Consider the following 24576-nt stretch of genomic DNA (forward strand, 5'->3'; position numbering starts at 1 on the left):
TCAGCCAAACAACCCGTCGATTGCCCTGCGCCACGCTTCGTCGGCCTCAAGATACACGCGCGCGGCGGCTCGCAGATTTTTGGCGAGATCGACACCTGCCGAATGCAAGGAGGAGCCGAGGGCGTTGTGGGTGGTCTCATACATTTTCAACGTCTCGTTGAACTGTGAGCAGTACGAACCGTGAGTGACCGCAACAGATTCACTCAGTCCAGCGGCAGCACTGACGCCGGAGGTGGCACTGGTCGCCGCGTTCTCGTGGTGCGACGCCAGTACATCGAGGCGTTCGGGCTGTACTTTCAAGTTACCTGTCATTGATCGCATCCCTTCCGTTTAGCATTGCGCGTGTTACGGCACCGGTTAGCAATGGATTTGGCTCGCCAATGGTGTTAGACGACGTTTCGCACCAGCACCCGTTTCCCACCGCCTGTTTCAGCTTCGACCGGCGCGCGCTCCGCATCCTCTGTTCCCGCCGCTGCGCCTTCCGAATACTTCTTCGTCGTCGCGCCTTTGCCCGCTCCCGAAGCGGGATGCATGCCGCCCATACCTGGTGCGCCGCCCGTACCTTGGGAACCATGCGCGGAGACCGTCTGCGCGTGCTGCGCGGCGGGCTGCTCAGTAGCGGTTTCGGCCAGGCCTTCAGTTCGGGGACGCAGCGGCTGGCTGGTCGAGGCGGCACGCACCTGAGCCACTTGAGCCACTTGACCCACTTGCGGTAGGGCCCCAAAGCCGGGCAGGCCGGTCAAACCGGCTGCGCTCGCCAAGTTACTCGCGCTGGTCAAGCCGGACGAACCCGACATTCCGGCCGAGCCCAACATTCCGGCCGAGCTGAACAGGCCAGTCACTTGGGACAAGCCGCTGGTCATGCCACTCAAACCAGGTATGCCTGAGAAGAAGTGCTGCACGAAGGACTGCACGCCCGACCACACGTTGGAGAGCATGTTGGATATCCACCAGGTGAGCTTGTCCCAGATCTCCTTCAGACCATTTATTGCCCCCGTGATGAACTCCCACACCTCCTCCAGGATGCCCTTGATTATGTCCACCACATCCGAAATTACGTCCGCGATGGCGGCCGCCAGCACCTGCGCTAGTTTGGCCAGCAAACCCACGAGCCTAGCCGCGTTGATCAGCGTCTTCACCGTCAAGTAGGCAAGCGCGCCGCCAACCACCGCCATCGCGGCTGCGCAAAGCGGCGCCTGGAAGGCCGCCGACAGGGCATACCCGACGATCGGGACGTAGGTCAGGTCCACAGCCACCGGACGTACGTACTCGAGCCCGCGTTTGGCGCCGTCCAGGATGTCGCGTGTCGTCTTGACCGCGCTGGCCTGATCCTTGATCAGCGATATGAGCTGACGATCCAGATCCGCCAGCTCCTGGAAGAAGTTCACGTGGTCACGGTTTTTGCCGGAGTACTTGTCCGCCGCGGAACCTAGCCAGCCGTCACCCGGAAACGCCGACGCGAGGTCCTCAAGGGCTTTTTCGAAGAACTCTAGAGACGAGTAGAGCACGCCCCCGTCGTTCGGTATTCCAATCCCCAGCAGGGCATACAAACCCTCAATTGCACCTACCGTTGGATCGATGATGAACGCTCTGCTCATGGTTACCGCCTATCCCACCGGTCGTCGATTCCATGTATAGACATGTCCATTGTCCTGCGCCGCACGCGTAGGGGATTCAGTCTGGCCCCCACAGTTGGCGGATGTCAACGGTTTTCTATAACGCTCAGCAGATCACAAGTTTCGAGTTCTCTACGGCATGTTCTCGTGTTGTCCACTACATCACCTGAGTGCATTTACAGCCCTGTGATACCGGGCCAATCGCCGCGTGGGCAGCACGGCCCCAGGGCGATGGCTCCGGCTTCGACGTCCCCGGCTTCGCCTCCGGACGGCACGAGATCCGTTGCAGCAGAGTCAACATTTGGGCCCTACGGGGCTGGCCTGCGGTGGTCCCATAGCGGGCACCAGCCCCCGCCCGATAGCGCGATCAGGGCTGGTGAACCTACCGTCACTCGCCCGACTCGACGTCGAAATGCGCGGGCTCAATATTGCGACGGAAAGCGAATCTCGTTCCATTGGGTTGCGCTCGCTAAACAACGAAGCCGATCCGGCAAGCCCGTAAATCGTTTTCGGCCAAGTAGATGAAATCGACACTTGAAATCCGTTGCACTTGTCAGATCCGTGAAGTATTGCAGCCGCCCCATCAGGGCCATCGAAGTATTTGAAATTGCGACCGATAAGATCCGTACATAGCGAATGCCAACACTCTGCACGAGTCCTTGATTCCGACAACACCGGTAGCCATTCCGAGAATTGCCAGAAAGCGAACGTATCAACAAACTCGGGCGGAGCGAGAACGGGACGCGTCCGGTCCAGAAAGTTTGCCATCCTGCTATCGACGCAGCGTTGCACCCTAGACTAGGTTTGCGATGCACCTCCGCTGACAGCACCGAGCCGTGGTAGACGCACACCGATGATGAACTTACTTGGTGGTCAGTTATTGACACGGCCGGATCGATGGCGAGCCGTATCAAGATCGATCCCGCGGCGCGGACAAATCCAGGAGCAAATGTTTCTATGGGTCGCTATAGGACACCGGGCCGGAGGAGCCGATGTCGGCCAAGGGTGTGACCGCCCTCACTGCGACAAGCCTATTGACTTGGCTCACGGTTGGGACTCTCGGCCGATTGCGGTCGGTTGACCTGCTGTTGTTGTGTGCGGATTGGCCGGAATTCGAACACTATGGCGGGGTCTTAGGCTGCCCCGGCAGGCGCGATCCAGACGGTGCAGAAAGAAGCGCGCAGTAACTACGATCCCGCGTTCAAGAAGGGCCGCATAGGAGGTCGGCCGCAACGGGTCGGCCAGGCCTTCGACGACCTGGCCGACCCTGGGCGGCATTGCACGACACTCCTCACCCAAAAGGGCACGAGTCAGGCCCAGCTGGAGCCGACGGCGCTATCGGTTTGGGCCATGTTGCTGCCGGCGGCCTGCACCTTCTGGCCGTGGGCGTTGGCCTGCTGGTAAATAACCTGAAAGTTGCGGCCCAACTGGCTGATGAACTCCTGGCAGGCCACCGAACCGGCGCCACCCCAAAAGTCGCCGGCGGCCAACACATCTCGAACGATGGCCTGGTGCTCGGCCTCCAACGATGCGGCCTGGGCACGGATGGTCGCACCGTGGGTGTCAACATCGCCGAACTGGTAATTGATCGTCATATCGGTACCGTCCTGTCGAGGAATCGGGTCAGCTGCCCAGCACCTGCTGGGAAGCCTGCTCTTGCTGCTCGTAGTGGTTAGCGTCGCGAACCAACCCGTCGCGCACCCCGTACAGCATGTTCACGATGTTGCGAAACGCCTGATTCATCTGGCCCATGGTGTCCAGCGAGGTCGCCTCCGCCATACCGCTCCAGCCCGCACCCGAGATGTTTTGCGCCGACGCCCACATCCGGCGGGCCTCGTCCTCGACCGTCTGGGCGTGCACCTCAAAACGGCCCGCCATATCCCGCATCGCATGCGGATCCGTCATAAAACGTGTGGCCATCTGACTTGTCTCCGTTGCGAAATGATCGATGCATCTGATGGTTGAGCCAGACCCGCGTCATCCCGCGGCCGGCGGTTGGGCGATCACGGTCGGCTTGAATCCGTACCGGGGTGCGGCAAAGTGGGCGGCGAAGCCGCGCCCGGCCCCACCAGCGGGCATCACCGGCACTCCGCCAAACCCGCCCGCGGCGGGTTCGGCGGCCGCCGCCGCCCCCATCCCGTTGAGTGCCACATTGACAGGTGTCGCTGCCGCCGGGGTGGTAGCGGTCCAGACGGCCGGAACCTTCAGTCCGCCGACCGACGCCGCCTGACCGACGGCTCCCGCAACCCCGCCCAGGCCGGCATTGGGAATCGCGGCTGGAAGGGCGGCCGGCAGCTCCTTGACGGCCTCGCCGGCCGCTTTGGCGCCCTCTTGGGCAAACTTCGGCAGGTCGTGCGCGAGGCCGACGTAGTCCTTGAACTGGGTGACCATGAGGCGAGCGGGAGAAACCCATTGAGCAAACGTGTCCATGCCCGAGCTGGCATCCAACTCCGCCGAGCCGGTCAAGCCCTCCACCACGTCGCCAAGCAGTCCACCCACGATGAGGCCGTCACCGGTCTCGTTCCAGGTGTGCCCGGTCAGGCCGAGCGCGGCGGCAGGGTCGGTGAGCCAAGGGGCCTCGTTGGTAATCCCGGCGAGCCCCATCAGCGCTTTGGGAATCGCCTCAAGTCCCTGCGCGTTTGCGGCCCCATTCACCGCTTGTGTTAGCGCGGCGGCCTGCCCGGCCAGCCCGGCGGGGTTGACCGTCTGCGCCGCCGGGTCGAATGCCGGCAATGTCGATGCCGCCGCAGACGCGCCGGCGTAGCCATACATCGCGGCCGCGTCCTGGGCCCACATCTCGGCGTAGAGCGCCTCGGTGGCCGCGATCGCCGCCGTGTTCTGGCCGAGGAAGTTCGTGGCCAGCAGCGCCAGCAACAACGCTCGGTTGGCCGCGATCTGCGGCGGTGGAACCGTCGCGAGAAACGCTGCCTCATAGGCACTCGCCGCGGCCACGGCTTGGCTGCCCGCTTGTTCGGCCTGCCCGGCGGTGCTCCGCAACCACGCCACCTGGGGCGTGGCCGCGGCCACCATGGACGCCGCGGATGGCCCCTGCCATGGTCCGTCGGCCAGGCTGGCGACCAGCGCGTCATAGGAAGACGCCGTGGTTTGCAGCTCGGCGGCCAGCGCCTCCCAGGCCGCAGCGGCAGCCAGCAGCGGCCCCGACCCGGGTCCGGCGTACATCAGCGTGGAGTTAATCTCCGGCGGCAACTGTGCGAAGTCCAGCATCCGTCTGCTCCTAGCCGATCGTGGCGGCGTTGGCCGCCTCAGTGGCCGCGTACGAACCGGCGCTGATTCCCAGCGTGGTCGCCAACTGCTCTTGGACCGCCATCGCCTCGGCGCTTATCGCCTGATAAAGCTGTGCGTGCGTGACAAACTGCGAGGCTGTTAACAGCGACACCAAATCAGCCGCCGCGGGAACTACCGCGGTCGTCGGCCCGGCCGCGGCGGCGTTTCCGGCCCGTGCTGCGGCGTTGATCGACTGCAGTTCCCCCGCCGTCGCAGCCAGCATCTCCGGCTCGGCGTGCATAATCGACATGATCGTTTCCTCCCTCAAATGCACTTTGCATCAGTAGGTTTCGGCGCCCATGACAGCGGCGTCGGGTGATCGCCGAAGACCACCCGAAAGGCTAGGCCAGACTTATAGGAACATCACAGACTCCACACAGGTTGTTCACGGGTAAGTCAAGAACAATTCATTTGCCACGGCCGCATTCCTGCAGCTTTTGAAATCTAAATGAAACATGTTTGTAAAACATATGATTTGGATTTGATATGAATTTCGGCTGGTGGCGCAAATCCGCAATATAATGCGCAATTCACGCGTGCCGTCCATGCCGGGCAAGGGTGCACACGCGGCGTCGCCACGCTGAAGCAACCGTCGACCGATTCAGCGTCCCCAGACGCTAGGGTGCCAGTCATGATCCGTTTGGTCCGCAGGTCGATCGCACTGCTGGCCGCCGGCTTGGCCGCCGCCGCGTTGTCGGGGTGCGATTCCCCCAGCTCCGGATCACCCGGAGCGAATCCGCGGCAGGTGACCGTGCTCGGATCCGGGCAGGTGCAGGGTGTCCCCGACACGCTGACCGCCGACGTCGGCATCCAGTTCACCGCGGCCGACGTCACCAGCGCAATGAACCAGACCAACGACCGCCAGCAAGCGGTCGTTGACGCGCTGGTGGGCGCCGGCCTGGACCGCAAGGACATCCGCACCACCGACGTCACCGTGGCACCGCAGTACAGCAATCCCGAGCCCGGCGGAACCGCCAGCATCACCGGGTACCGCGCCGACAACGCGATCGAGATCAAGATCCATCCGCCCGACGCCGCATCGCGGCTGCTGGCCGTCGTCGTCGGCACCGGCGGCGACGCGACCCGGATCAGCTCGGTCAACTACTCGATCGCCGACGACTCGCAGCTGGTTAAGGACGCACGTGCGCGCGCCTTCCAAGACGCCAAGAACCGCGCGGAGCAGTACGCGCAACTGTCGGGACTGCGCTTGAGCAAGGTGATTTCGATATCCGAGACGTCCGGCGCCACACCCACGCACGAGGCGCCGGCGCCGCGCGGCGCAACCGGCGTGCCGTTAGAACCCGGCCAGCAGACGGTGGGCTTCTCGGTAACGGTGGTCTGGGAGTTGAGCTAGCCCGCTACTGGTACACCCTGGGGTCCAGCGTGCCGATATACGACAGGTCCCGGTAGCGCTCGTCGTAGTCCAGGCCGTACCCCACGACGAAGTCGTTGGGAATGTCGAAGCCCACGTAAGAGATCTCGACATTGGCGCCCACGGCGTCGGGCTTACGCAGCAGCGTGCACACCCGCAACGACCGCGGTTGCCGGCTGGTCAGGTTCCGCAACAGCCAAGAAAGCGTCAGACCGGAGTCGACGACGTCCTCCACGATCAGCACATCGCGGCCGTGGATGTCGCGGTCGAGGTCCTTGAGGATCCGCACCACGCCCGACGAGGACGTCGATGACCCGTAGGAACTGACCGCCATGAACTCGAACTGGGTCGGCACCGGAATAGCGCGAGCCAGGTCGGTGACGAAGAGCACCGCGCCCTTCAGCACGGTGATCAGCAGCAGATCCTGGCCGGTGGCAGCGGGCAGGTCGCGGTAGTCGTTGCCAATTTGCTCGCCGAGCTCGGCGATACGGGCCTGAATCTGCTCCGTCGTGAGCAGCACCGACTTGATGTCCCCCGGGTAAAGCTCCGCCATCTGCCCGGGGGTGATCGCCGAGGAGCTCTGGGTCACGTCCACAGCGTGCCACGCCACGGGGCGAACGACCAACGCGGTGCGTCAAACGGGCTCGCGCCGCAACACAAGTACGCCGTCGCGCCGCCCGGCGACCAGTCGCTGACCACGCCAAGCAGACCCGACGGCCACCCCGCCCTGGCCGCGCCACGCAGTGACTAGCCGGTCCACCCCGCGGATGTGCCGGTCGGTCAGTCCGGTGGCGCCGCCGGCCAGCAGCCAGCCCCGAATCACCCGGCGCCGCACCACATCGGGCAGCTCGGTCAGGGCACTGGTGCTCAGCTCCTGGCCCCGCGGGCCAGAAACCACGACCCCGGGCAGCGCCTGCGCGGCAATCACGTCGATCAGCTCGGTGTCCTCCCGCAATGCCGTTGCGGTGCGGGCCAGCGCCTCGGCCACACCCCCGCCCAGCACGTCCTCCAGCAGTGGCAGCACTTCGGTGCGCAATCGGGTGCGGGTGAAGCGGCGATCGGTGTTGTGCGGATCCTGCCACGCGGTCAGGCCCAGCTCGCGGCAGGCCGCATGTGTCACGCCGCGGCGTATCCCGAGCAGCGGCCGGCACCAGGGTGGGTCGTATGGGCGCATGCCGGCGATCGACCGGGCACCCGAACCACGACCGAGCCCCAGCAGCACCGTCTCGGCTTGATCATCGAGCGTGTGGGCCAACAGCACCGGGCCATCGCGGTGCGCCTGCAACGCGCAGTAGCGGGCGCTACGCGCCGCCGCCTCCCGGCCGCCCGCCGTGCCCACCTGAACGCAAAGCACTTGTGCGTCAATGCATCCCAGCGAAATCGCCTGCTCACGAGCGGTTTCGGCGACTTCGGCGGAGCCGGACTGCAGGCCGTGGTCCACGATCAGCGCGGTGGTGGGCCGCAACTGCGCCGCTACCGCGGTGAGCGCCAACGAGTCCGGGCCGCCGGACAGCCCCACACACCATCGGTCGCTGGCGTCGAGATGGACCCGAGCGAACTGCTCCGCAGCCGTACGCAGCCGCGCTACAGCACCCTGTCGATCCATTGCTGCGGCTTTTCGATCTCGGCAGGTAGGGGCAGCGTTTCGGGGCCCGACCAGATCGTGTTGAACCGCTTCATTCCGACCCGGTCCACCACGTGGTCGACGAATGCCTTGCCGCGGGTGTACTGGCTCAGCTTGGCGTCGAAGCCCAACAACGCGCGCACCAGCCGTTGCAGCGGCGGCTGTTTGCGATGACGACGGTCGTCGAAGCGGCTGCGGATGGTGGCCACCGAGGGCACCACCATCGGCCCGACCGCATCCATCACATGTTCGGCATGGCCCTCCAGCAGCGTGCCGAGGATCAACAACTGGTCCAGGGCCTGGCGTTGCGGCTCGGATTGCACGGCTCGCACGAGGCCCAGAATGCCCGACGGGTTGACGTCGGAATCGTCGTATCCGTCTGGACGGCTGCGGACGAAGTCTGCGAGCCGGCTCATCACCTGCCTGATGTCGTCAGCGGGTTCGGAGGTCAACAGCCCCAGCGCGCTCGACATGTAGCCGGATAACCAGGGGTTGGCGGTGAATTGCACCCGGTGGGTGACCTCGTGCAGACACACCCACAACCGGAAATCCGACGGCGCCACCCGCAGCTGACGCTCGACCGCGATGACATTGGGATATACCAACAGCAGGCAGCCTTGTTCGGCGGCGCCGAACGGATCGTACTGGCCGAGGATGCCCGAGGCCACAAACGCCAGCACGGCACCCGTCTGCGCACCGGTGATCCGGCCGGTGAGAAACCCCCGCGGTTTCGCGCTGCCGTGCGTCATCGCCCGCATCGATTCGGCGGCCGCCCGGATCCACGCCGGCCGGTCGACGACACGAGCCGACGGCACCACACCGTCGGTGACCAGACCGGTGACGTCGCGCACCGGCGGTTCGGCCTTCTCCGCCGCGACTGTCAGCTCGTCGATCACCTGGCGGCGGGTGTAGTCGGTGGACGGCGGAGCCGGCCGGGCAAGCCGCTGTCCGACGCTGGCCGCGAATCCCCAATCGACCGTGTTTCCCAGCGTCAGCTCGGACGATCCGGTCACGTCGTGCACCCGCAGAACCACAACTTGGTGGCCAGGGCGTCCATCGCGTTTCGACCGTTCGGGCCGGCATCGTTGGAGATGAACGCGAAGGTGAGCACTCGCCCGCTGCTGTCGGTCAGCACCCCGACCAACGAATTGATGGCGGTCAGCGAGCCCGTCTTGGCCCGCAACCACCCGGCCGGGCCCAAATCGCTGGCCGCGTCGAGGAAACGTTCGCCCAGCGTGCCGCTGCCGCCGGCGATCGGAAGCAGATCCAGCAACGGCCGCAACGCGGGCTGGTCAGGTCCCGCCGCGGCCTGCACCGTCCCGTCGAGTGTCCTCGCCGTCAACCGGTTGTCGACCGACAACCCACTGGAATCCACCAGCGCAGCGCCGGCGGTGTCGACGTGCGCGGTGTTCAATCGGCTGGTCACCGCGTCGACGGCGCCGCTAAAGCTCTCCGGGCGGTTGATCGCGGCCGCTATCTCGCGGCCTATGCACTCGGCCATCACGTTGTCGGAGGCGTTCATCATCTCCGACAGCCGCTGGATCAACGGCGCCGACTGCACCACCGCCAGCTGCCGCGCGCCCGCCGGCGCCGATGCGATCGTCACCGCCGTCGGATCCAGGCCAAGGGCCTTGGCCAGCTCCCGCCCGGCGTCCAGCGCCGGGGTGCGGGACCGTCTCGAGTTGACGGTCGTCGGCTGGATGCGCCCGGCATCGATCATCACCGCCTCGATCGGGGCGATGTCACCGTTGTCGACGTCAGCCGGATCCCAGCCCGGCGCCATCGTCGGACCACTGAACGCCGAGATGTCCACCTGCACCGCCGTTGGCGTCACACCGCTGCGACGAATCTGTTCGACGAGGTCACTGATGCGCGCCGCGCCGTGATACCAGGTGTCCTGACCCGGTGGCGCGGCGGACAGCGTCGGATCACCCGCACCGACCAGCACGACGGGACCTTGGGCGTTCTGGCCGCCGGCCACCACCCGCGTGCTGATCCGGGCCTGTCGGTCCAATGTCAGCAGCGCCGCGGCCGCGGTCAGGACCTTGTTGGTCGAGGCGGGCACCAGAGGCACGTCGTCCAGCCGCTGCCAGAGTGCGTGCCCGGTCTTCGCGTCACTGATCAGCCCCCCGAGCTTGCCCAAATTGGGATCGGCCGCCGCCGCCTCCAACGCCGCCGACACCCCCGCGGCGCTGGGTGTCGCGGTGGTGTCCGCTACCGGGACGACTCCCGGCTTGACCGTGGGCGGTCGCGGCGGAGGTACCGTGGGACGCACCCCGGCCCCGTGACCGCCGGTGGTGAAAAGCGCTGCGGCCGCGACCACGGCGGCGACAAATGCCAGCACAGCCACTCCGACGAACACGTGCGTGGATTTCCGCCAGCGCGTGGGGCCCATGAGCTCTCCTGCCTTTCTCGGTCCCATTCTGCCGAACCAGCCACGAGGCGATGCCACGGTACCGGCTCGACTAGGGTGTGCACCGACGCACTAGACCTACCGCTTGTTGTTTTGAAGGAGCCGACGCGTGCAATTCGACGTGACCATCGAAATTCCGAAGGGCCAGCGCAACAAGTACGAGGTCGATCACGAGACGGGGCGGGTTCGCCTGGACCGGTACCTCTATACCCCGATGGCCTACCCAACCGACTACGGCTTCATTGAGGACACCCTCGGTGAGGATGGCGACCCGCTGGACGCGCTGGTGCTGCTACCGCAGCCGGTGTTCCCCGGGGTGCTGGTCGAGGTGCGGCCGGTGGGCATGTTCCGCATGGTCGACGAGGCCGGCGGCGACGACAAGGTGCTATGCGTCCCCGCCGGGGATCCCCGGTGGGACCACATCCAAGACATCGGCGACGTCCCGGCCTTTGAGCTGGATGCGATCAAGCATTTCTTCGTGCACTACAAGGACCTGGAACCGGGCAAGTTCGTCAAGGCGGCCGACTGGGCCGACCGCGCCGCAGCCGAGGCAGAGGTGCAGCGTTCGGTGGAGCGTTTCAAGGCCGGCGCACACTGATGTCGGCTCGGCGCGCCCACGGTGCGCCATAACCGTCATGACGTCGGCGCACTTCTCTGGCGAGACCTGACTGTTCGTCGATTGCGCCACACACTCTCGGTGAACGCCGCCCCGATGAAAACCACGCCCACCGATGCGGTAGCCCACTCGGGTACGGCGAACCGGTGGTCAATGGACAACAGCAAGATCACCGCGAGCGCGCCGATCGCCCAGTGCGCGCCGTGCTCCAAGTACACGTACCGGTCCAAAGCGTCCTGTCGGACCAGGTAGATGGTGATCGACCGGACAAATATCGCACCCACCAGACCAAGGCCGAGCGCAATGATGATCGGATCCGTAGTGATCGCGAAGGCCCCGGTGACTCCGTCGAAAGAGAAGGCGGCGTCGAGCACCTCGAGATAGAGGAACAACGTGAAGCCGGCCTTTCCGGTCGCTTTCACCACCGCCGTACCCGCCGTCGATTCGTCAATCCCGGACGGCCGGAACGCCCTGCTCAGTCCGTTGACGACGAGATAGGTCACCAGGCCCAACAGACCAGCGGTCAACACCGTGCCACGCTCGTCGGTGGAGTGCGTCAATTGCGTGCCGGCGAGGACCAGGCCGACGCTGGCCACAATTACCGGCACTTGACCGAGCCGGCCGATGCGGGCGAACGGGATCTCAATCCACTTCAGCCACTTGATATCCCGGTCGTGAAAGACGAAATCCAGGAAAAGCATCAGCAGGAACATTCCGCCGAACGCCGCAATCTGCGGATGGGCCGCGGTGATCAGCTTTTCATAGCTGGGCGAACCGTCCGGAAACTCCAGCGCGCCGTGGGCCGGCGGACGAAGCGCCAGCTCCATGGCGCGCACGGGGTCCAGACCGGCGGTGGCCCAGACGATGACTAACGGAAACACCAACCGCATCCCGAACACGGCGATGAGAATCCCGATGGTCAGAAACATCTGCTGCCAGAACGGGCTCATGCGCTGCAAAATCGCGGCGTTGATGATGGCGTTGTCGAACGACAGCGACACCTCGAGGAGCGCCAGCACCGCCAACAGGTAAACCGCGGTCGGCCCGCCGTGCACATATCCGACGGCCAACGCCACCACCGTCGCCAGCAGCGAGAAGCCGAAGATGCGGAACGTCGACATGGGTCCTTCCGAGGGCTTCCCCACAATAGCGACGACCGGGAGATCGCTTCGCGATGGCGGGTTCTAGCTGCGCTTAGCAGTTCACCAGGCAGCTGCACGAGCCCGGGCCAGCCACGCGCCTACTATTTTCATTCGTGGCGATGCACGAGGTCGGCTGGCCGTTAGCGCCGCCAGGGTGACCGAAGTCGGCGGTACGACATCTCCTTTTGGATCCCGGATGGGGGATCCAACGGGCCCCTCTAGCGGACCGATCGGGCGCGGCAGCATGGCCCGGGTCGGCACCGCGACCGCGGTTACCGCGCTGTGCGGCTACGCGGTGATCTATCTGGCCGCCCGCGACCTGGCCCCGAGCGGCTTCTCGGTATTCGGGGTGTTCTGGGGCGCGTTCGGACTGGTCACCGGGGCAGCCAACGGCCTGCTGCAAGAAACCACCCGCGAGGTCCGCTCGATGGGCTACCTGGACGTCTTACCGGACGGCCACCGCAGTTATCCGCTGCGGGTCGCCGGGCTGGTCGGCCTCGGCTCGCTCAGCGTGATCGCCGTGAGCGCACCGCTGTGGAGCGGGCGGGTGTTTGTCGAGGCGCGCTGGCTATCCGTCGCACTGCTCAGCGTTGGGCTGGCCGGGTTCTGCCTGCACGCCACCCTGCTGGGCATGCTGGCGGGCACCAACCGATGGACGCATTACGGAGCACTGATGGTGACCGACGCGGTCATTCGGGTGGCGATCGCGGCGGCTACGGTCGTGGTCGGCTGGCGCCTGGTCGGGTTCTTGTGGGCAACCGTGGCGGGATCGGTGGCCTGGCTGATCCTATTGATGGCCTCACCCACCACCCGCGCGGCGGCCCGCCTGATGACGCCCGGCGGTACGACAACATTCCTGCGGGGCGCCGCCCATTCCATCACCGCGGCTGGTGCCAGCGCGATTCTGGTGATGGGGTTTCCGGTGTTGCTCAAGCTGACCTCCGATTCGCTCGGGGCGCAAGGTGGCGTCGTCATCCTGGCGGTGACGTTGACCCGGGCACCGCTTCTGGTGCCGCTGACCGCCATGCAGGGCAACCTGATAGCTCATTTCGTCGACGAACGCACCGAGCGGCTTCGGGCGCTGATCGCCCCGGCGGCGCTCATCGCTGGCACTGGTGCGGTCGGGGTGGTAGCGGCCGCGGTGGTGGGTCCGTGGATTTTGCGCGTCGCGTTCGGGTCGCAGTACCAGGCCGGCAGCGCGCTGCTGGCCTGGCTGACGGCGGCCGCGGTGGCGATCGCCATGCTGACGCTCACCGGCGCCGCCGCGGTCGCGGCGGCGTTGCACCGGGCGTATGCGCTGGGCTGGGTCGTCGCGACGGTCGTGTCGGGATTGCTGCTGCTGCTGCCGCTGCCGTTGGAGACCCGCACCGTGGTCGCGCTGTTGTGCGGTCCGCTGGTGGGAATCGGCGTCCATTTGGTGGCACTGGCACGCACCGGAGGCCTTGGCAGCTGATCGGACCTGGACCAGCGTGTAACTTGTGGGCTCAATGGTCTTGAAAATGAACAACGACACACACTACCCGGACGTCTGGATCGTCATTCCCGCCCTGAACGAGGCCGCTGTGATAGGCGAGGTCGTCGCCGATCTGCGGTCCGTCTTCGACCACGTCGTCTGCGTGGACGACGGCAGCACCGACGGCACCGGCGAAATCGCCAGGCGAGCCGGGGCTCACCTGGTACGCCACCCGATCAACCTGGGCCAGGGTGCGGCCATCCAGACCGGCATCGAATACGCGCGAAAGCAGCCGGGTGCCCAGGTTTTCGCCACATTCGACGGCGACGGCCAGCACCGTGTCAAAGACCTGGCCGCAATGATCGACCGGCTCTGCGCGGGTGACGTCGACGTGGTGATCGGGACGCGATTCGGCCAGCCCCTGGGCAAAGCTTCGGCCGGCCGCCCCCCGTTGCTGAAGCGGACCGTGCTGCAGACCGCCGCACGGTTGAGCCGGCGGGGCCGCCGACTGGGCCTGACCGACACCAACAATGGCCTGCGAGTGTTCAACAAGACCGTGGCCGACGGACTGAACATCACCATGAGCGGCATGAGCCACGCCACCGAGTTCGTCATGTTGATCGCCGAAAACCATTGGCGCGTAGCGGAAGAACCGGTCGAGGTGCTCTACACCGAGTACTCGAAATCGAAGGGCCAACCGCTGCTCAACGGCGTCAACATCATTTTCGACGGGTTCCTGCGAGGGAGGATGCGACGGTGAACTGGATCCAGGTGCTGTTGATCGGGTCGATCATCGCGCTGCTGGTCTACCTGCTGCGGTCGCGCCGCAGCGCGCGCTCGCGCGCCTGGGTCAAGGTGGGCTATGTGTTTTTTGTTTTGGCCGGCATCTATGCCGTGCTGCGTCCGGACGACACCACGGTGGTCGCGAACTGGTTCGGGGTGCGCCGCGGCACCGACCTGATGCTCTACGCGCTGGTGATGGCGTTCAGCTTCACCACGCTGAGCACCTACATGCGGTTCAAGGACTTGGAGCTGCGCTACGCGCGGCTCGCGCGGGAAGTTGCGCTCGAAGGCGCACAGGCACCCGAATCGAGGTAGGCAAACGGCGCCGATCGGCCTACAGTTGCCTCATCACACAATGACCAGCAGGAGGCGAAATGTCGGACCCTGACGACGTCACCACATCATCCGAGGACCGCGAGGAGGGCGAACCGGAAAAGGACCTACTCCCGGCCTGATGACAAAGGACTCATCGGTCGAACGTCACGTTGGCGAGATCGACGAGTTCGGCTACACCGTCGTCGAGGATGTCCTCGACGCTGGTTCGGTCGCTGCGTTCCTGGCGGACACGCATCGGCTGGAACGGGAGTTACCGACCGTCATCGCCAATTCCACAACGGTCGTCAAGGGCCTGGCGTGGCCCGGCCACGAGCCAGTCAACCGTGCCGACCACGACTGGGTGCGCATCGACAATTTGTTGTTGCACGGCACCCGCTACGAGGCGCTACCCGTGCACCCCAGGGTGCTGCCGGTCGTCGAGGGTGTGCTGGGCCGCGACTGCCTGTTGTCGTGGTGCATGACCAGCAACCAGCTGCCGGGGGCGGTCGCGCAGCGCTTGCACTGCGACGACGAGATGTATCCGTTGCCGCGGCCCCACCAACCGCTGCTGTGCAACGCGTTGATCGCGCTGTGTGATTTCACCCCCGACAACGGCGCCACCCAAGTGGTGCCCGGTTCGCATCGCTGGCCCGAACAACCGTCGCCACCGTACCCGGAGGGTAAGTCGATCGAGATCAAAGCGGGCGACGCGCTGATCTGGAACGGCAGCCTCTGGCACACCGCGGCGGCCAACCGCACCGATGCGCCAAGGCCGGCATTGACCATCAACTACTGCGTGGGATTCGTGCGCCAGCAGGTCAATCAGCAGCTCAGCATTCCGCGAGAGTTGGTGCGCCGCTTTGAACCTCGACTGCAAGAGTTGATCGGCTACGGGCTATACGCCGGAAAGATGGGCCGCATCGACTGGCGACCGCCGGCCGACTATCTCGACGGCGACAAGCATCCGTTCCTGGAGGCGGTTGCGGACCGCGTAGCGGGATCCATCACGCTCTAATCAGCCGGCATGCTTGTGGCGGAAGTACTCCACCGTGCGGCGCACGCCGTCGGCCAGCTCAACTTGTGGACGCCAACCCAGGACGCGTGCTGCCAGGGTGACGTCCAGGCAGGACCGCTTGAGATCGCCCAGCCGCGACGGGTGGAACTCCGGATCGTCGGGCCCGCCGACGGCCGCTGCCACCGCCGAATGCAGTTGTCGGTCGGAGGTTTCCATCCCGGTGCCGATATTGAAGCGCTGCCCGCCGCCGGCCGCCCCGGACGCCCTGACAAACGCGTCGACCACGTCGTCGACGAACACGTAGTCGCGAGTGTTGGTGCCGTCGCCGAACACCCTGGTGGGCTTACCTGAGAGCAGCGCCTGGGCGAAGATCGCCACCACGCCCGCTTCACCGTGGGGGTCCTGGCGGGGGCCGTACACGTTTGCCGGTGCGATGTGCGAGCAGTCCAGGCCATAGAGATGCCGAAACGTATTCAGATAGATCTCCCCGGCCACTTTGCCCGCCGCATACGGCGAGGCCGGGTCGGTGGGTGCGGTCTCGGGGGTCGGGTACTCCGGCGGGATGCCGTAGATCGATCCTCCCGACGAGGTGTGCAGGACCTTGCGGACGCCGGTGCACCGCGCGGCTTCGGCCAGGCGCACCGTGCCGACGACGTTGACCTCGGCGTCGAATTGCGAGTCGGCCACCGAACGGCGGACATCGATCTGAGCCGCCAGGTGGAACACCACCTCGGGCCGGTACTCAGCGAGGATGGCGTGCAGATCGGCGGTCACGATGTCGGCTTCGACGAACTCGTGTGCGGGGTGGTCGGCCAGATGCTCGAGGTTGGTCGCTCGGCCGGTCGCGAAGTTGTCCAACCCCAGCACCGAATGACCATCCGCCAGCAGCCGGTCGACCAGTGTCGACCCGATGAAACCGGCTGCGCCGGTGACCAGTGCGCGCACCGGCCCACCATACCGACCGGTAAGAAATAACCATGCCCGCCGCCACGACCCGCCTGCCCCGGGTCGCTGTGGCCGCCGTGGCGCTGATCACAGTGCAGCTGGGGATTCGCGCGGTGCTGGCGTTCGGCGGCTACTTCTACTGGGACGATCTGATTCTCGTCGGGCGCGCAGGCACCCATAACCTGTTGTCGCCGACGTACCTGTTCGACGACCACGACGGCCACGTGATGCCCGCGGCCTTCCTGGTCGCCGGCGCCATCATCCGGCTGGCGCCCCTGGTGTGGACCGGACCGGCAATCAGCCTGGTGCTGCTGCAGCTGCTGGCGTCTCTGGCGCTGCTACGCGCGCTGCAGGTGATCCTGGGCTGGCGGCCGGTGCTCCTGGTCCCGTTGACGTTCGCGCTGTTCACACCGCTGGCGGTGCCGGGGTTCGCGTGGTGGGCGGCCGCGCTGAACTCGCTGCCGATGCTGGCGGCGCTGGCGTGGGTCTGCGCCGATGCGATCCTGCTGGTGCGCACCGGCAACCAGCGCTACGCGGTGACCGGCGTGCTGGTCTACTTCGGTGGCCTGCTGTTCTTCGAGAAGGCCGCGGTGATCCCGTTCGTCGCTTTCGCGGTGGCCGCACTGCTGCGCCACGTGCGCGGTGACCGGTCCGCATTGGCGACGGTGTGGCGGGCCGGTGCGCGATTGTGGGCGGCGTCACTGGCACTGACCGCCGGCTGGGTGGTGTTGTACCTGGCGGTGGTGGATCAGCGGCGCTGGAGTTGGGACCTGCCGATGACGTGGGATCTGCTGCGCCGCTCGGTTACCCACGGCATCGTGCCGGCGCTGGCCGGCGGGCCGTGGGACTGGGAGCGCTGGGCTCCGGCGTCCCCGTGGGCCACTCCCCCGCCGCTGGCGATGGTGCTCGGCTGGCTGGTGCTGGTTGCGGCGGTGGCGGTTTCGCTGCTCGGCAAACAGCGCATCGGCTTGGTGTGGCTGACCGCGGCCGGCTACGCCGTCGCCTGCCAGGTCCCGATCTATCTGATGCGCTCGTCGCGGTTCACCGCGCTCGAACTGGCCCAGACGCTGCGGTATTTCCCGGATCTTGTCGTCGTGCTGGCGTTGCTGGCCGCCGTCGCGTTCAGCGCACCCAGTCGCGTCGGCGCGCGGTGGCTGGACGCTTCGCCGATGCGCGCCGGCGCGGCAATCGTTGTGGCCGCGTTGTTTGTGGTCAGCAGCCTGTACTCGTCGGCGACGTTTCTGGTCAGCTGGCGCGACAACCCCGCCGAGGAATACTTGCAGCACGCCCGCGCCAGTTTGGCCGCCGCGAGTGCGGCCTCGAACGCACCGCTGCTGGATCAGGAGGTCGATCCGCTGGTGTTGCAACGGGTGGCGTGGCCGGAGAACCTGGCCAGTCACATGTTCGCCCTGCTGCGCGACCGGCCCGAATTCGCCACGGCAACCACGCATTTGAGAATGTTCGACAGCTCGGGCCGGCTGGTCGACGCGAAGGTGACCTGGGTCCGGACCATCGTCGCCGGGCCCACCCCGCAATGCGGCTACTTCGCGCAGCCGGACCGGCCGGCACGCCTGATTCTGGATGGCCCGCTGCTGCCCGCGGATTGGACCGTCGAACTCAACTATCTGGCCAACAGCAACGGCTCGATGACGCTGTCGTTATCCGATGGCCCCGAGCGGAAGGTTCCGGTGCATCCGGGCCTCAACCGGGTCTACGCCCGACTGCCCGGGGCCGGAGCGGCGATCACCGTGCGAGCCAACACCACCGCGTTGGCCTTGTGCATCGCATCGGGGCCGGTGGGATTTCTTGCGCCGGCCTGACTTCAGCGCGGTCGCCATAGCCCGCTCGAGTGTCACGCCAGCGTGACACTCGAGCGCAACTGAAGTGGAGCCGCCTAGGAGAATCGAACTCCTGACCTATTCATTACGAGTGAATCGCTCTACCGACTGAGCTAAGGCGGCTTTGCCCCGCTGGCGCCCGCACGCCGGGCGGCACGAGTCTACGGCAGGCGGGCGGGACCACCCAAGTCCGGACTGCCCCGCCAGGGGATATCGCTAGCGCAATTCCTGGCCGACGGTGGCGACCATGGCGTCGACGGCGAACTTGGGTTTGACGTTGACCGCCAGCGCTTCCCGGCACGCCAGCACCGCCTCGATGCAGCGCAGCAGCCGCTCAGGCGCGGCATGAGTGGCCAGCGCCGCGACCCGGTCGGCCATATCCGGGTGGTTGGCCCGCACCCCACCGGCATTCGCCGAGACCACCAGCGCATCCCGGAAGTAGGTCGCCAGGTCGATCAGTGCCCGGTCCAGCGCATCGCGCGAGGCCCGGGTCTGACGGGATTTCTGCCGGCGTTCAAGGTCCTTTATCGCACCGGTGGCGCCGCGCAAGGCCGCACCGGTGCCCTTCCCGGTGCCACCGGCGCCGAGGGCCGTGCGCAGCTCTTCGGCCTCGTCCTCGGCGCGCTGCGCCGTCAGCTCCCGGGCCTCGGTCTCGGCGGCGGCCACCAACGCCTCGGCGGCGGCATACGCCCGGGCGGGTGTGGCCGCGTCACGCACCAGGCCCAGCGCCTGTTCGCGCCGTTGCCGCGCGTCCGGATCGGTGGCCAACCGGCGTGCCCGTCCGACATGACCGCCGCAGACGGACGCCGCCCAGTTCGCCGCATCGGGCGCTAGCCCGTCGCTGTCCACCAGCACCTGGGCAATCGCCGCGGTCGACGGCGTCACCAGCGCCACATGCCTGCACCGGGATCGCAACGTGACCGCGATGTCCTCGGGGTCCACTGACGGCGCGCACAGCAGGAACACCGTTGACGCCGGCGGCTCCTCGACCACCTTCAGCAGCGCGTTCGCGGCGCCTTCGGTCAACCGATCCGCATCCTCGATCACCACGATCTGCCAGTGCCCGGTAGTTGGCCGGCGTGCGGCGATTTGCACGATGGCCCGCATCTCGTCCACACCGATCGATAGGCCTTCGGGGATCACCCGGCGCACGTCGGCGTGCGTGCCCGCCAGCGTGGTCGTACACGCTCGGCAGCGTCCACATCCGGGCTCGGAGTCCGACCTGCATTGCAAGGCCGCCGCGAAGCACAATGCGGCGATCGAGCGCCCAGAACCCGGCGGACCCGTGATCAACCATGCGTGTGTCATAGTCCCATCGCCACCCGCGATGTGAGCCGAATCACCCCGCGCCGCCTTGGCCGCGGCGATCAATGCGGCTTCCACCGCTTGCTGGCCTACCAGGCGCGCAAATACCCCAGACATCACCGGCAACACTAGCTACCGGCCCCGACAGATACCGATCAGCGTTCGTTTCGCGATGATTCCGTGATCTTTGGCGATTTTCGGCATCGTCAGACGACGTGCCGAGGCTCTCGTAAGTTTCCGGCGAGTCCCCGCAGCCCGATACGGTGGGCTGGTGGCAACCACGGCGGCACTACCCAGACGGATCGATGCATTCGTCCGGTGGGTGGTGCGCACCCCGTGGCCGCTGTTCTCGCTGAGCATGCTGCAGTCCGACATCATCGGCGCACTGTTCGTGCTCGGCTTCCTGCGCTACGGCCTGCCCCCCCAGGACCGCGTCGAGCTTGAGGATCTGCCACCGGTCAACCTGACGATCTTCATCAGCTCGGTGATCATCTTGTTCCTCGCCGGATTCGTGGTGAACCTGAAGCTGCTGATGCCGGTCTTCCGCTGGCAACGCCGCGACAACCTGCTCGCCGCGGCCGATCCGACCGCCACCGAACTGGCCCGCAGCCGTGCGTTGCGCATGCCGTTCTACCGCACACTGAACAGCCTGGCGTCCTGGACCATCGGCGGCGTGGTGTTCATCGTCGCTACCTGGTCGGTGGCCAGGCATGCGGCGCCGGTCGTGGCGGTCGCCACCGCATTGGGCGCCACCGCCACCGCCATCATCGGCTATCTGCAGTCCGAGCGAATACTGCGACCGGTGGCCGTTGCGGCGCTGCGCGGGGGTGTGCCGGAGAACGTCAAAGCCCCCGGCGTCATATTGCGACTCATGCTGACCTGGGTTCCGTCCACCTGTGTGCCGCTCCTGGCGATCGTGCTCGCCGTCGTGGCGGACAAGATCGCCCTGCTGCATGCCACACCGGAGACGATGTTTAATCCCATCCTGATGATGGCGTTGGCGGCGTTGGGCATCGGATCGGTCAGCATCCTGTTGGTCGCCATGTCGATCGCCGACCCGTTGCGCCAGCTGCGCTGGGCGCTAAGCGAGGTGCAGCGCGGCAACTACAACGCCCACATGCAGATCTATGACGCCAGCGAACTGGGCCTGCTGCAAGCCGGCTTCAACGACATGGTGCGCGATCTGTCCGAGCGGCAGCGGCTGCGTGACCTGTTCGGCCGCTACGTCGGCGAAGATGTGGCCCGAAGGGCCATAGAACGCGGCACCGAGTTGGGCGGTCAGGAACGCGACGTGGCGGTGCTGTTCGTGGATCTGGTCGGCTCCACGCAGCTGGCTGCGACACGACCGCCCGCCGAGGTCGTCCAGCTGCTCAACGAGTTCTTCCGGGTGGTGGTCGACACCGTCGGCCGGCACGGTGGATTCGTCAACAAATTCCAGGGCGACGCGGCGCTGGCGATCTTCGGTGCACCCATCGAACACCCCGATGGCGCCGGTGCCGCGCTATCGGCCGCACGTGAGCTGCACGACGAACTCATCCCGGTGCTGGGTTCCGCGGAGTTCGGCATCGGCGTGTCGGCCGGGCGGGCCATTGCCGGCCACATCGGCGCTCAAGCCCGCTTCGAGTACACGGTCATCGGCGACCCAGTCAACGAGGCCGCGCGGCTCACCGAGCTGGCCAAACTCGAGGAAGGCCATGTGCTGGCGTCGGCGATCGCGGTCAGCGGCGCCCTTGACGCCGAAGCGTTGTGCTGGGACGTCGGCGAGGTGGTTGAGCTACGTGGCCGCGCGGCACCCACGCAGCTGGCCCGACCGCTGAATCTGGCTGCACCCGACGAGGTTTCCCGCGAATCCAAGCAGATCTCGAGCGAAGTGCGCGGCTAACCGCGGCACACAACACCTTGCTACCGCTTGGCGGCCTTCTTCGCCGGCGCCTTCTTGGTGGTCCGCTTGGCGGATCGCTTAACCGGACCACGGGCGCGGCGATCCGCCAGCAGCTCGGCGGCGCGCTCGTCGGTAACCGACGCCACGTCGTCGCCCTTGCGCAGGCTGGCATTGGTCTCACCGTCGGTAACGTACGGGCCGAATCGGCCGTCCTTGATGACCATCGGCTTACCTGACGCCGGATCGGTTCCCAGCTCGCGCAGCGGCGGGGCCGAAGCGCTTTGCCGGCCACGACGTTTCGGTTCTGCGTAGATCTTCAACGCTTCGTCGAGAGTGATGGCGAATATCTGGTCTTCGGTAGCCAGCGATCGAGAATCGTTGCCGCGCTTCAGGTACGGGCCATAGCGCCCGTTCTGCGCGGTGATCTCCTCACCCGAAGCGGGGTCCACCCCGACCACACGCGGCAGGGACAGCAACTTCAGCGCGTCTTCGAGGGTGACCGTCTGCAGGTCCATGCTCCGAAGCAGCGAACCAGTGCGCGGTTTCACACCGACGGCCTTCTTGGCCTTCTTGACCGCCTCAGCGGCCGCGGCCGGCTCCGGCAGGATCTCGGTTACGTAGGGCCCATACCGACCGTCCTTGGCCACGATCTCGTGACCGGTTTCGGGGTCCACACCCAGAACCCGACCCTCCTGCGGTGTGGCGAAGAGTTCTTCGGCCAACTCCAGGGTCAGTTCGTCGGGCGTGAGCGAGTCGCTGAGATTGGCCCGCTGCGGTGTGGGCTCGCCGGTGTCGCCGGTCACCAGACGCTCCAGGTAGGCACCATTCTTGCCCACCCGAACATAGATGGGACGACCTTCGGCGTCGTCAAAAAGCTTGATAGAGTTGACTTCTCGTGCGTCGATGCCCTCGAGATTGATCCCGACGAGCTTCTTGAGGCCACCCGAGCGGGCTACCGAATCGGGCACACCATGATCGCCACCAAAGTAGAAATTGCTAAGCCAGTTGGTGCGGTGCTCGTGGCCGGCGGCGATCTCATCCAGCTCGTCTTCCATCGCCGCGGTGAAGTCGTAGTCGACAAGCCGGCCGAAATGCTGCTCGAGCAAACCGGTTACGGCGAACGCCACCCAGGACGGCACCAGGGCACTGCCCTTCTTCTGCACGTAGCCGCGGTCCTGGATGGTCTTGGTGATCGACGAGTAGGTCGACGGCCGGCCGATACCGAGTTCCTCTAGCGCTTTGACCAGTGACGCCTCGGTATAGCGGGCCGGCGGGTTGGTGGCGTGACCGTCCGGGGTCAACTCGACGATGTCCACCCGTTGACCCGGGGTCAGGTGGGGCAATTGCCGCTCGGCATCGTCGGCCTCGCCGCCGACCAGCTCGTCCACGGTTTCCACGTAGGCCTTGAGGAAGCCCGCGAAAGTCAGGGTGCGTCCGGACGCCGAGAACACCACCTCCTGCTCCCCCGACCTACCCGCGATCCGCAGGCTCAGCGTCATGCCGCGCGCATCGGCCATCTGCGAGGCCACGGTGCGCTGCCAGATCAGCTCATAGAGCCGGAAATCGTCGCCGTCGAGTTCACGACGGACCGCGTCCGGGGTGGCGAACGTTTCACCGGCGGGGCGGATGGCCTCGTGCGCCTCCTGTGCGTTCTTCACCTTGCGGGTGTATTGGCGAGGAGAGGGGGCCACGTACTCCTCGCCGTAGAGCTGACGAGCTTGCGTGCGTGCGGCGCTGATCGCCGACTCCGACAGCGTCGTCGAGTCGGTACGCATGTAGGTGATGTAGCCGTTCTCGTACAGTCGCTGGGCGATGCTCATCGTCCGCTCGGCGGAGAACCGCAACTTGCGGCTGGCCTCCTGCTGCAGCGTGGACGTCATGAACGGCGGGTACGGACGCCGGGTGTAGGGCTTCTCCTCGGCCGAGGCCACCCTCAGCTGCGCGCCAACCAGACCCGCGGTCAACGAGCTGGCACCGGCTTCGTCCAGCACGAGCACTTCGTCGGCCTTGCGCAGCGTGCCCAGCGAGTCGAAATCGCGGCCGGTGGCCACGCGCCGCCCGGCCACGCTCGTCAGCCGGGCGGTGAAGCTGGCCGGCTTTGCGTCCGGGTCGGAGACGCTGGCATCCAGCTTGGCGAGGATGTCCCAGTACGCCGCGCTGCGGAACGCCATGCGGTCGCGTTCCCGTTGCACGACGATGCGGGTAGCCACCGACTGCACCCGGCCCGCCGACAACTTGGGCGCGACCTTCTTCCACAGCACCGGGCTGACTTCGTAGCCGTACAGCCGGTCCAGGATGCGCCGGGTCTCCTGCGCGTCGACCAGGTCGATGTCCAGGTCGCGCGGGTGCTCAGCGGCGGCGCGGATCGCCGGCTCGGTGATCTCGTGGAAGACCATCCGCTTGACCGGTACGCGCGGCTTGAGGGTTTCCAGCAGATGCCAGGCGATGGCTTCGCCCTCACGGTCGCCATCCGTGGCCAGATAGAGCTCGTCAACGCCGTTGAGCAGGCCCTTGAGCTCGCTGACGGTGCTCTTTTTCTCGGGGCTGATGATGTAGAGCGGTTCGAAGTCGGCGTCGACGTTCACCCCGAGCCGCGCCCACGGTTCGGACTTGTACTTTGCCGGCACATCGGCCGCGGCCCGCGGCAGGTCGCGGATGTGCCCACGAGAGGATTCGACGATGTAGCCAGAGCCCAGGTAGGAGGCTAGTTTGCGCGCCTTGGTGGGCGACTCGACAATGACGAGCCGCCGGCCGCTCCCATTGCCGCCGCCGGGGCCCTTCGTTTTCGGCTCAGCCAACTGCGCCTACGCTCCATCTCTTATCCCGGCCCCCGTTGCGGGACCACCCCTGCAGGTGGTGGGAGCGACCGACTGCTGAATTGTGGGCAATTCCGGTACTCCGTCGTTCCCTCGCCTGCGGGCAACTGACAATTTCGCACCCCAGGGCGGGCCTGCGCAAACCGACTGCAAAAC

22 protein-coding genes and 1 tRNA gene are annotated in these 24576 nt (G+C 66.2%); 8 read left to right on the forward strand and 15 right to left on the reverse strand.

All coding sequences use genetic code 11. The features are described 5' to 3' along the window. The 6 genes from AADZ55_RS21645 to AADZ55_RS21670 all read right to left on the reverse strand — a co-directional run bounded on the left by AADZ55_RS21645 (position 1) and on the right by AADZ55_RS21670 (position 5151). A complete protein-coding gene (locus AADZ55_RS21645) occupies positions 1-312 on the reverse strand; it encodes an ESX-1 secretion-associated protein (RefSeq protein ID WP_085325328.1) in 312 nt (103 codons plus the stop codon). Between the two features lie 74 nt (positions 313-386). Then, entirely contained in the window at positions 387-1598 is a 1212-nt protein-coding gene (locus AADZ55_RS21650) for an EspA/EspE family type VII secretion system effector (protein ID WP_085325247.1), read from the reverse strand. Between the two features lie 1328 nt (positions 1599-2926). Beyond that, on the reverse strand, positions 2927-3211 hold the full coding sequence (locus AADZ55_RS21655) for a WXG100 family type VII secretion target (RefSeq protein WP_085325246.1): 285 nt from the start codon (positions 3209-3211) through the stop codon (positions 2927-2929). A gap of 28 nt (positions 3212-3239) precedes the next feature. Then, positions 3240-3536: a WXG100 family type VII secretion target gene (locus AADZ55_RS21660; RefSeq protein ID WP_085325245.1), complete on the reverse strand. Its 297-nt coding sequence runs from the start codon at positions 3534-3536 to the stop codon at positions 3240-3242. A 57-nt stretch (positions 3537-3593) separates the two neighbouring features. Continuing rightward, positions 3594-4841, reverse strand: a complete 1248-nt coding sequence (locus AADZ55_RS21665) for a PPE family protein (protein ID WP_085325244.1) — start codon at positions 4839-4841, stop codon at positions 3594-3596. 10 nt (positions 4842-4851) lie between these two features. After that, entirely contained in the window at positions 4852-5151 is a 300-nt protein-coding gene (locus AADZ55_RS21670; RefSeq protein ID WP_085325243.1) for a PE family protein, read from the reverse strand. Positions 5152-5532: 381 nt separating this feature from the next. Here AADZ55_RS21670 and AADZ55_RS21675 point away from each other — a divergent pair, with 381 nt between their 5' ends. Then, positions 5533-6255 carry an SIMPL domain-containing protein gene (locus AADZ55_RS21675; RefSeq protein ID WP_085325242.1) on the forward strand — a complete coding sequence of 241 codons (723 nt, stop codon included), beginning with the start codon at positions 5533-5535 and terminating at the stop codon, positions 6253-6255. 4 nt (positions 6256-6259) lie between these two features. Here AADZ55_RS21675 and hpt read toward each other — a convergent pair whose 3' ends face one another. Genes hpt through dacB form a run of 4 tightly spaced genes read right to left on the reverse strand, consistent with a single transcriptional unit; the run spans position 6260 to position 10292 of the window. Continuing rightward, complete coding sequence (hpt, locus tag AADZ55_RS21680) at positions 6260-6868, reverse strand: hypoxanthine phosphoribosyltransferase (protein WP_085325327.1); 609 nt, start codon at positions 6866-6868, stop codon at positions 6260-6262. A 39-nt stretch (positions 6869-6907) separates the two neighbouring features. Then, positions 6908-7879 (reverse strand): tRNA lysidine(34) synthetase TilS, encoded by a 972-nt coding sequence (gene tilS / locus AADZ55_RS21685; protein WP_085325241.1) that lies wholly within the window; start codon positions 7877-7879, stop codon positions 6908-6910. Continuing rightward, positions 7858-8910, reverse strand: a complete 1053-nt coding sequence (locus AADZ55_RS21690) for a zinc-dependent metalloprotease (RefSeq protein ID WP_085325326.1) — start codon at positions 8908-8910, stop codon at positions 7858-7860. Before AADZ55_RS21690 ends, tilS begins: the two co-directional genes overlap by 22 nt. Next, complete coding sequence (dacB, locus tag AADZ55_RS21695) at positions 8907-10292, reverse strand: D-alanyl-D-alanine carboxypeptidase/D-alanyl-D-alanine endopeptidase (RefSeq protein WP_085325240.1); 1386 nt, start codon at positions 10290-10292, stop codon at positions 8907-8909. The genes AADZ55_RS21690 and dacB overlap by 4 nt, the downstream gene beginning before the upstream one ends. A 127-nt stretch (positions 10293-10419) precedes the next feature. On the opposite strand from dacB, the gene ppa reads away from it, so the two are divergent. After that, complete coding sequence (gene ppa / locus AADZ55_RS21700) at positions 10420-10908, forward strand: inorganic diphosphatase (RefSeq protein WP_085325239.1); 489 nt, start codon at positions 10420-10422, stop codon at positions 10906-10908. Between the two features lie 35 nt (positions 10909-10943). On the opposite strand, the gene AADZ55_RS21705 is transcribed toward ppa, so the two are convergent. Further along, positions 10944-12047 (reverse strand): DUF475 domain-containing protein, encoded by a 1104-nt coding sequence (locus tag AADZ55_RS21705; RefSeq protein WP_085325238.1) that lies wholly within the window; start codon positions 12045-12047, stop codon positions 10944-10946. Positions 12048-12201: 154 nt separating this feature from the next. On the opposite strand from AADZ55_RS21705, the gene AADZ55_RS21710 reads away from it, so the two are divergent. The 4 genes from AADZ55_RS21710 to AADZ55_RS21725 all read left to right on the forward strand — a co-directional run bounded on the left by AADZ55_RS21710 (position 12202) and on the right by AADZ55_RS21725 (position 15634). Further along, positions 12202-13521, forward strand: a complete 1320-nt coding sequence (locus AADZ55_RS21710) for a hypothetical protein (RefSeq protein WP_085325237.1) — start codon at positions 12202-12204, stop codon at positions 13519-13521. A gap of 34 nt (positions 13522-13555) precedes the next feature. Continuing rightward, a complete protein-coding gene (locus tag AADZ55_RS21715; RefSeq protein ID WP_085325236.1) occupies positions 13556-14281 on the forward strand; it encodes a glycosyltransferase family 2 protein in 726 nt (241 codons plus the stop codon). After that, a complete protein-coding gene (locus AADZ55_RS21720) occupies positions 14278-14619 on the forward strand; it encodes a DUF2304 domain-containing protein (RefSeq protein WP_085325235.1) in 342 nt (113 codons plus the stop codon). The genes AADZ55_RS21715 and AADZ55_RS21720 overlap by 4 nt, the downstream gene beginning before the upstream one ends. Positions 14620-14758: 139 nt before the next feature. Continuing rightward, positions 14759-15634, forward strand: a complete 876-nt coding sequence (locus tag AADZ55_RS21725) for a phytanoyl-CoA dioxygenase family protein (RefSeq protein ID WP_085325234.1) — start codon at positions 14759-14761, stop codon at positions 15632-15634. On the opposite strand, the gene AADZ55_RS21730 is transcribed toward AADZ55_RS21725, so the two are convergent. Continuing rightward, positions 15635-16579 carry an NAD-dependent epimerase/dehydratase family protein gene (locus tag AADZ55_RS21730; protein ID WP_085325233.1) on the reverse strand — a complete coding sequence of 315 codons (945 nt, stop codon included), beginning with the start codon at positions 16577-16579 and terminating at the stop codon, positions 15635-15637. It abuts the gene before it with no gap. A gap of 32 nt (positions 16580-16611) precedes the next feature. Between AADZ55_RS21730 and AADZ55_RS21735 the strand changes: the two genes are divergently transcribed. Next, a complete protein-coding gene (locus tag AADZ55_RS21735) occupies positions 16612-18399 on the forward strand; it encodes a hypothetical protein (RefSeq protein WP_085325232.1) in 1788 nt (595 codons plus the stop codon). A 65-nt stretch (positions 18400-18464) separates the two neighbouring features. Here AADZ55_RS21735 and AADZ55_RS21740 read toward each other — a convergent pair. After that, a tRNA-Thr gene (locus tag AADZ55_RS21740) sits at positions 18465-18540 on the reverse strand. A 93-nt stretch (positions 18541-18633) separates the two neighbouring features. Next, entirely contained in the window at positions 18634-19839 is a 1206-nt protein-coding gene (locus tag AADZ55_RS21745) for a DNA polymerase III subunit delta' (protein WP_085325325.1), read from the reverse strand. A gap of 85 nt (positions 19840-19924) precedes the next feature. Here AADZ55_RS21745 and AADZ55_RS21750 point away from each other — a divergent pair, with 85 nt between their 5' ends. Continuing rightward, positions 19925-21604 carry an adenylate/guanylate cyclase domain-containing protein gene (locus AADZ55_RS21750; protein WP_119184969.1) on the forward strand — a complete coding sequence of 560 codons (1680 nt, stop codon included), beginning with the start codon at positions 19925-19927 and terminating at the stop codon, positions 21602-21604. A 20-nt stretch (positions 21605-21624) separates the two neighbouring features. On the opposite strand, the gene topA is transcribed toward AADZ55_RS21750, so the two are convergent. After that, positions 21625-24402: a type I DNA topoisomerase gene (gene topA, locus AADZ55_RS21755; protein WP_085325230.1), complete on the reverse strand. Its 2778-nt coding sequence runs from the start codon at positions 24400-24402 to the stop codon at positions 21625-21627. Positions 24403-24576 lie beyond the last annotated feature (174 nt).

Source organism: Mycobacterium decipiens, assembly GCF_963853665.1.
Lineage (GTDB): Bacteria > Actinomycetota > Actinomycetes > Mycobacteriales > Mycobacteriaceae > Mycobacterium > Mycobacterium decipiens.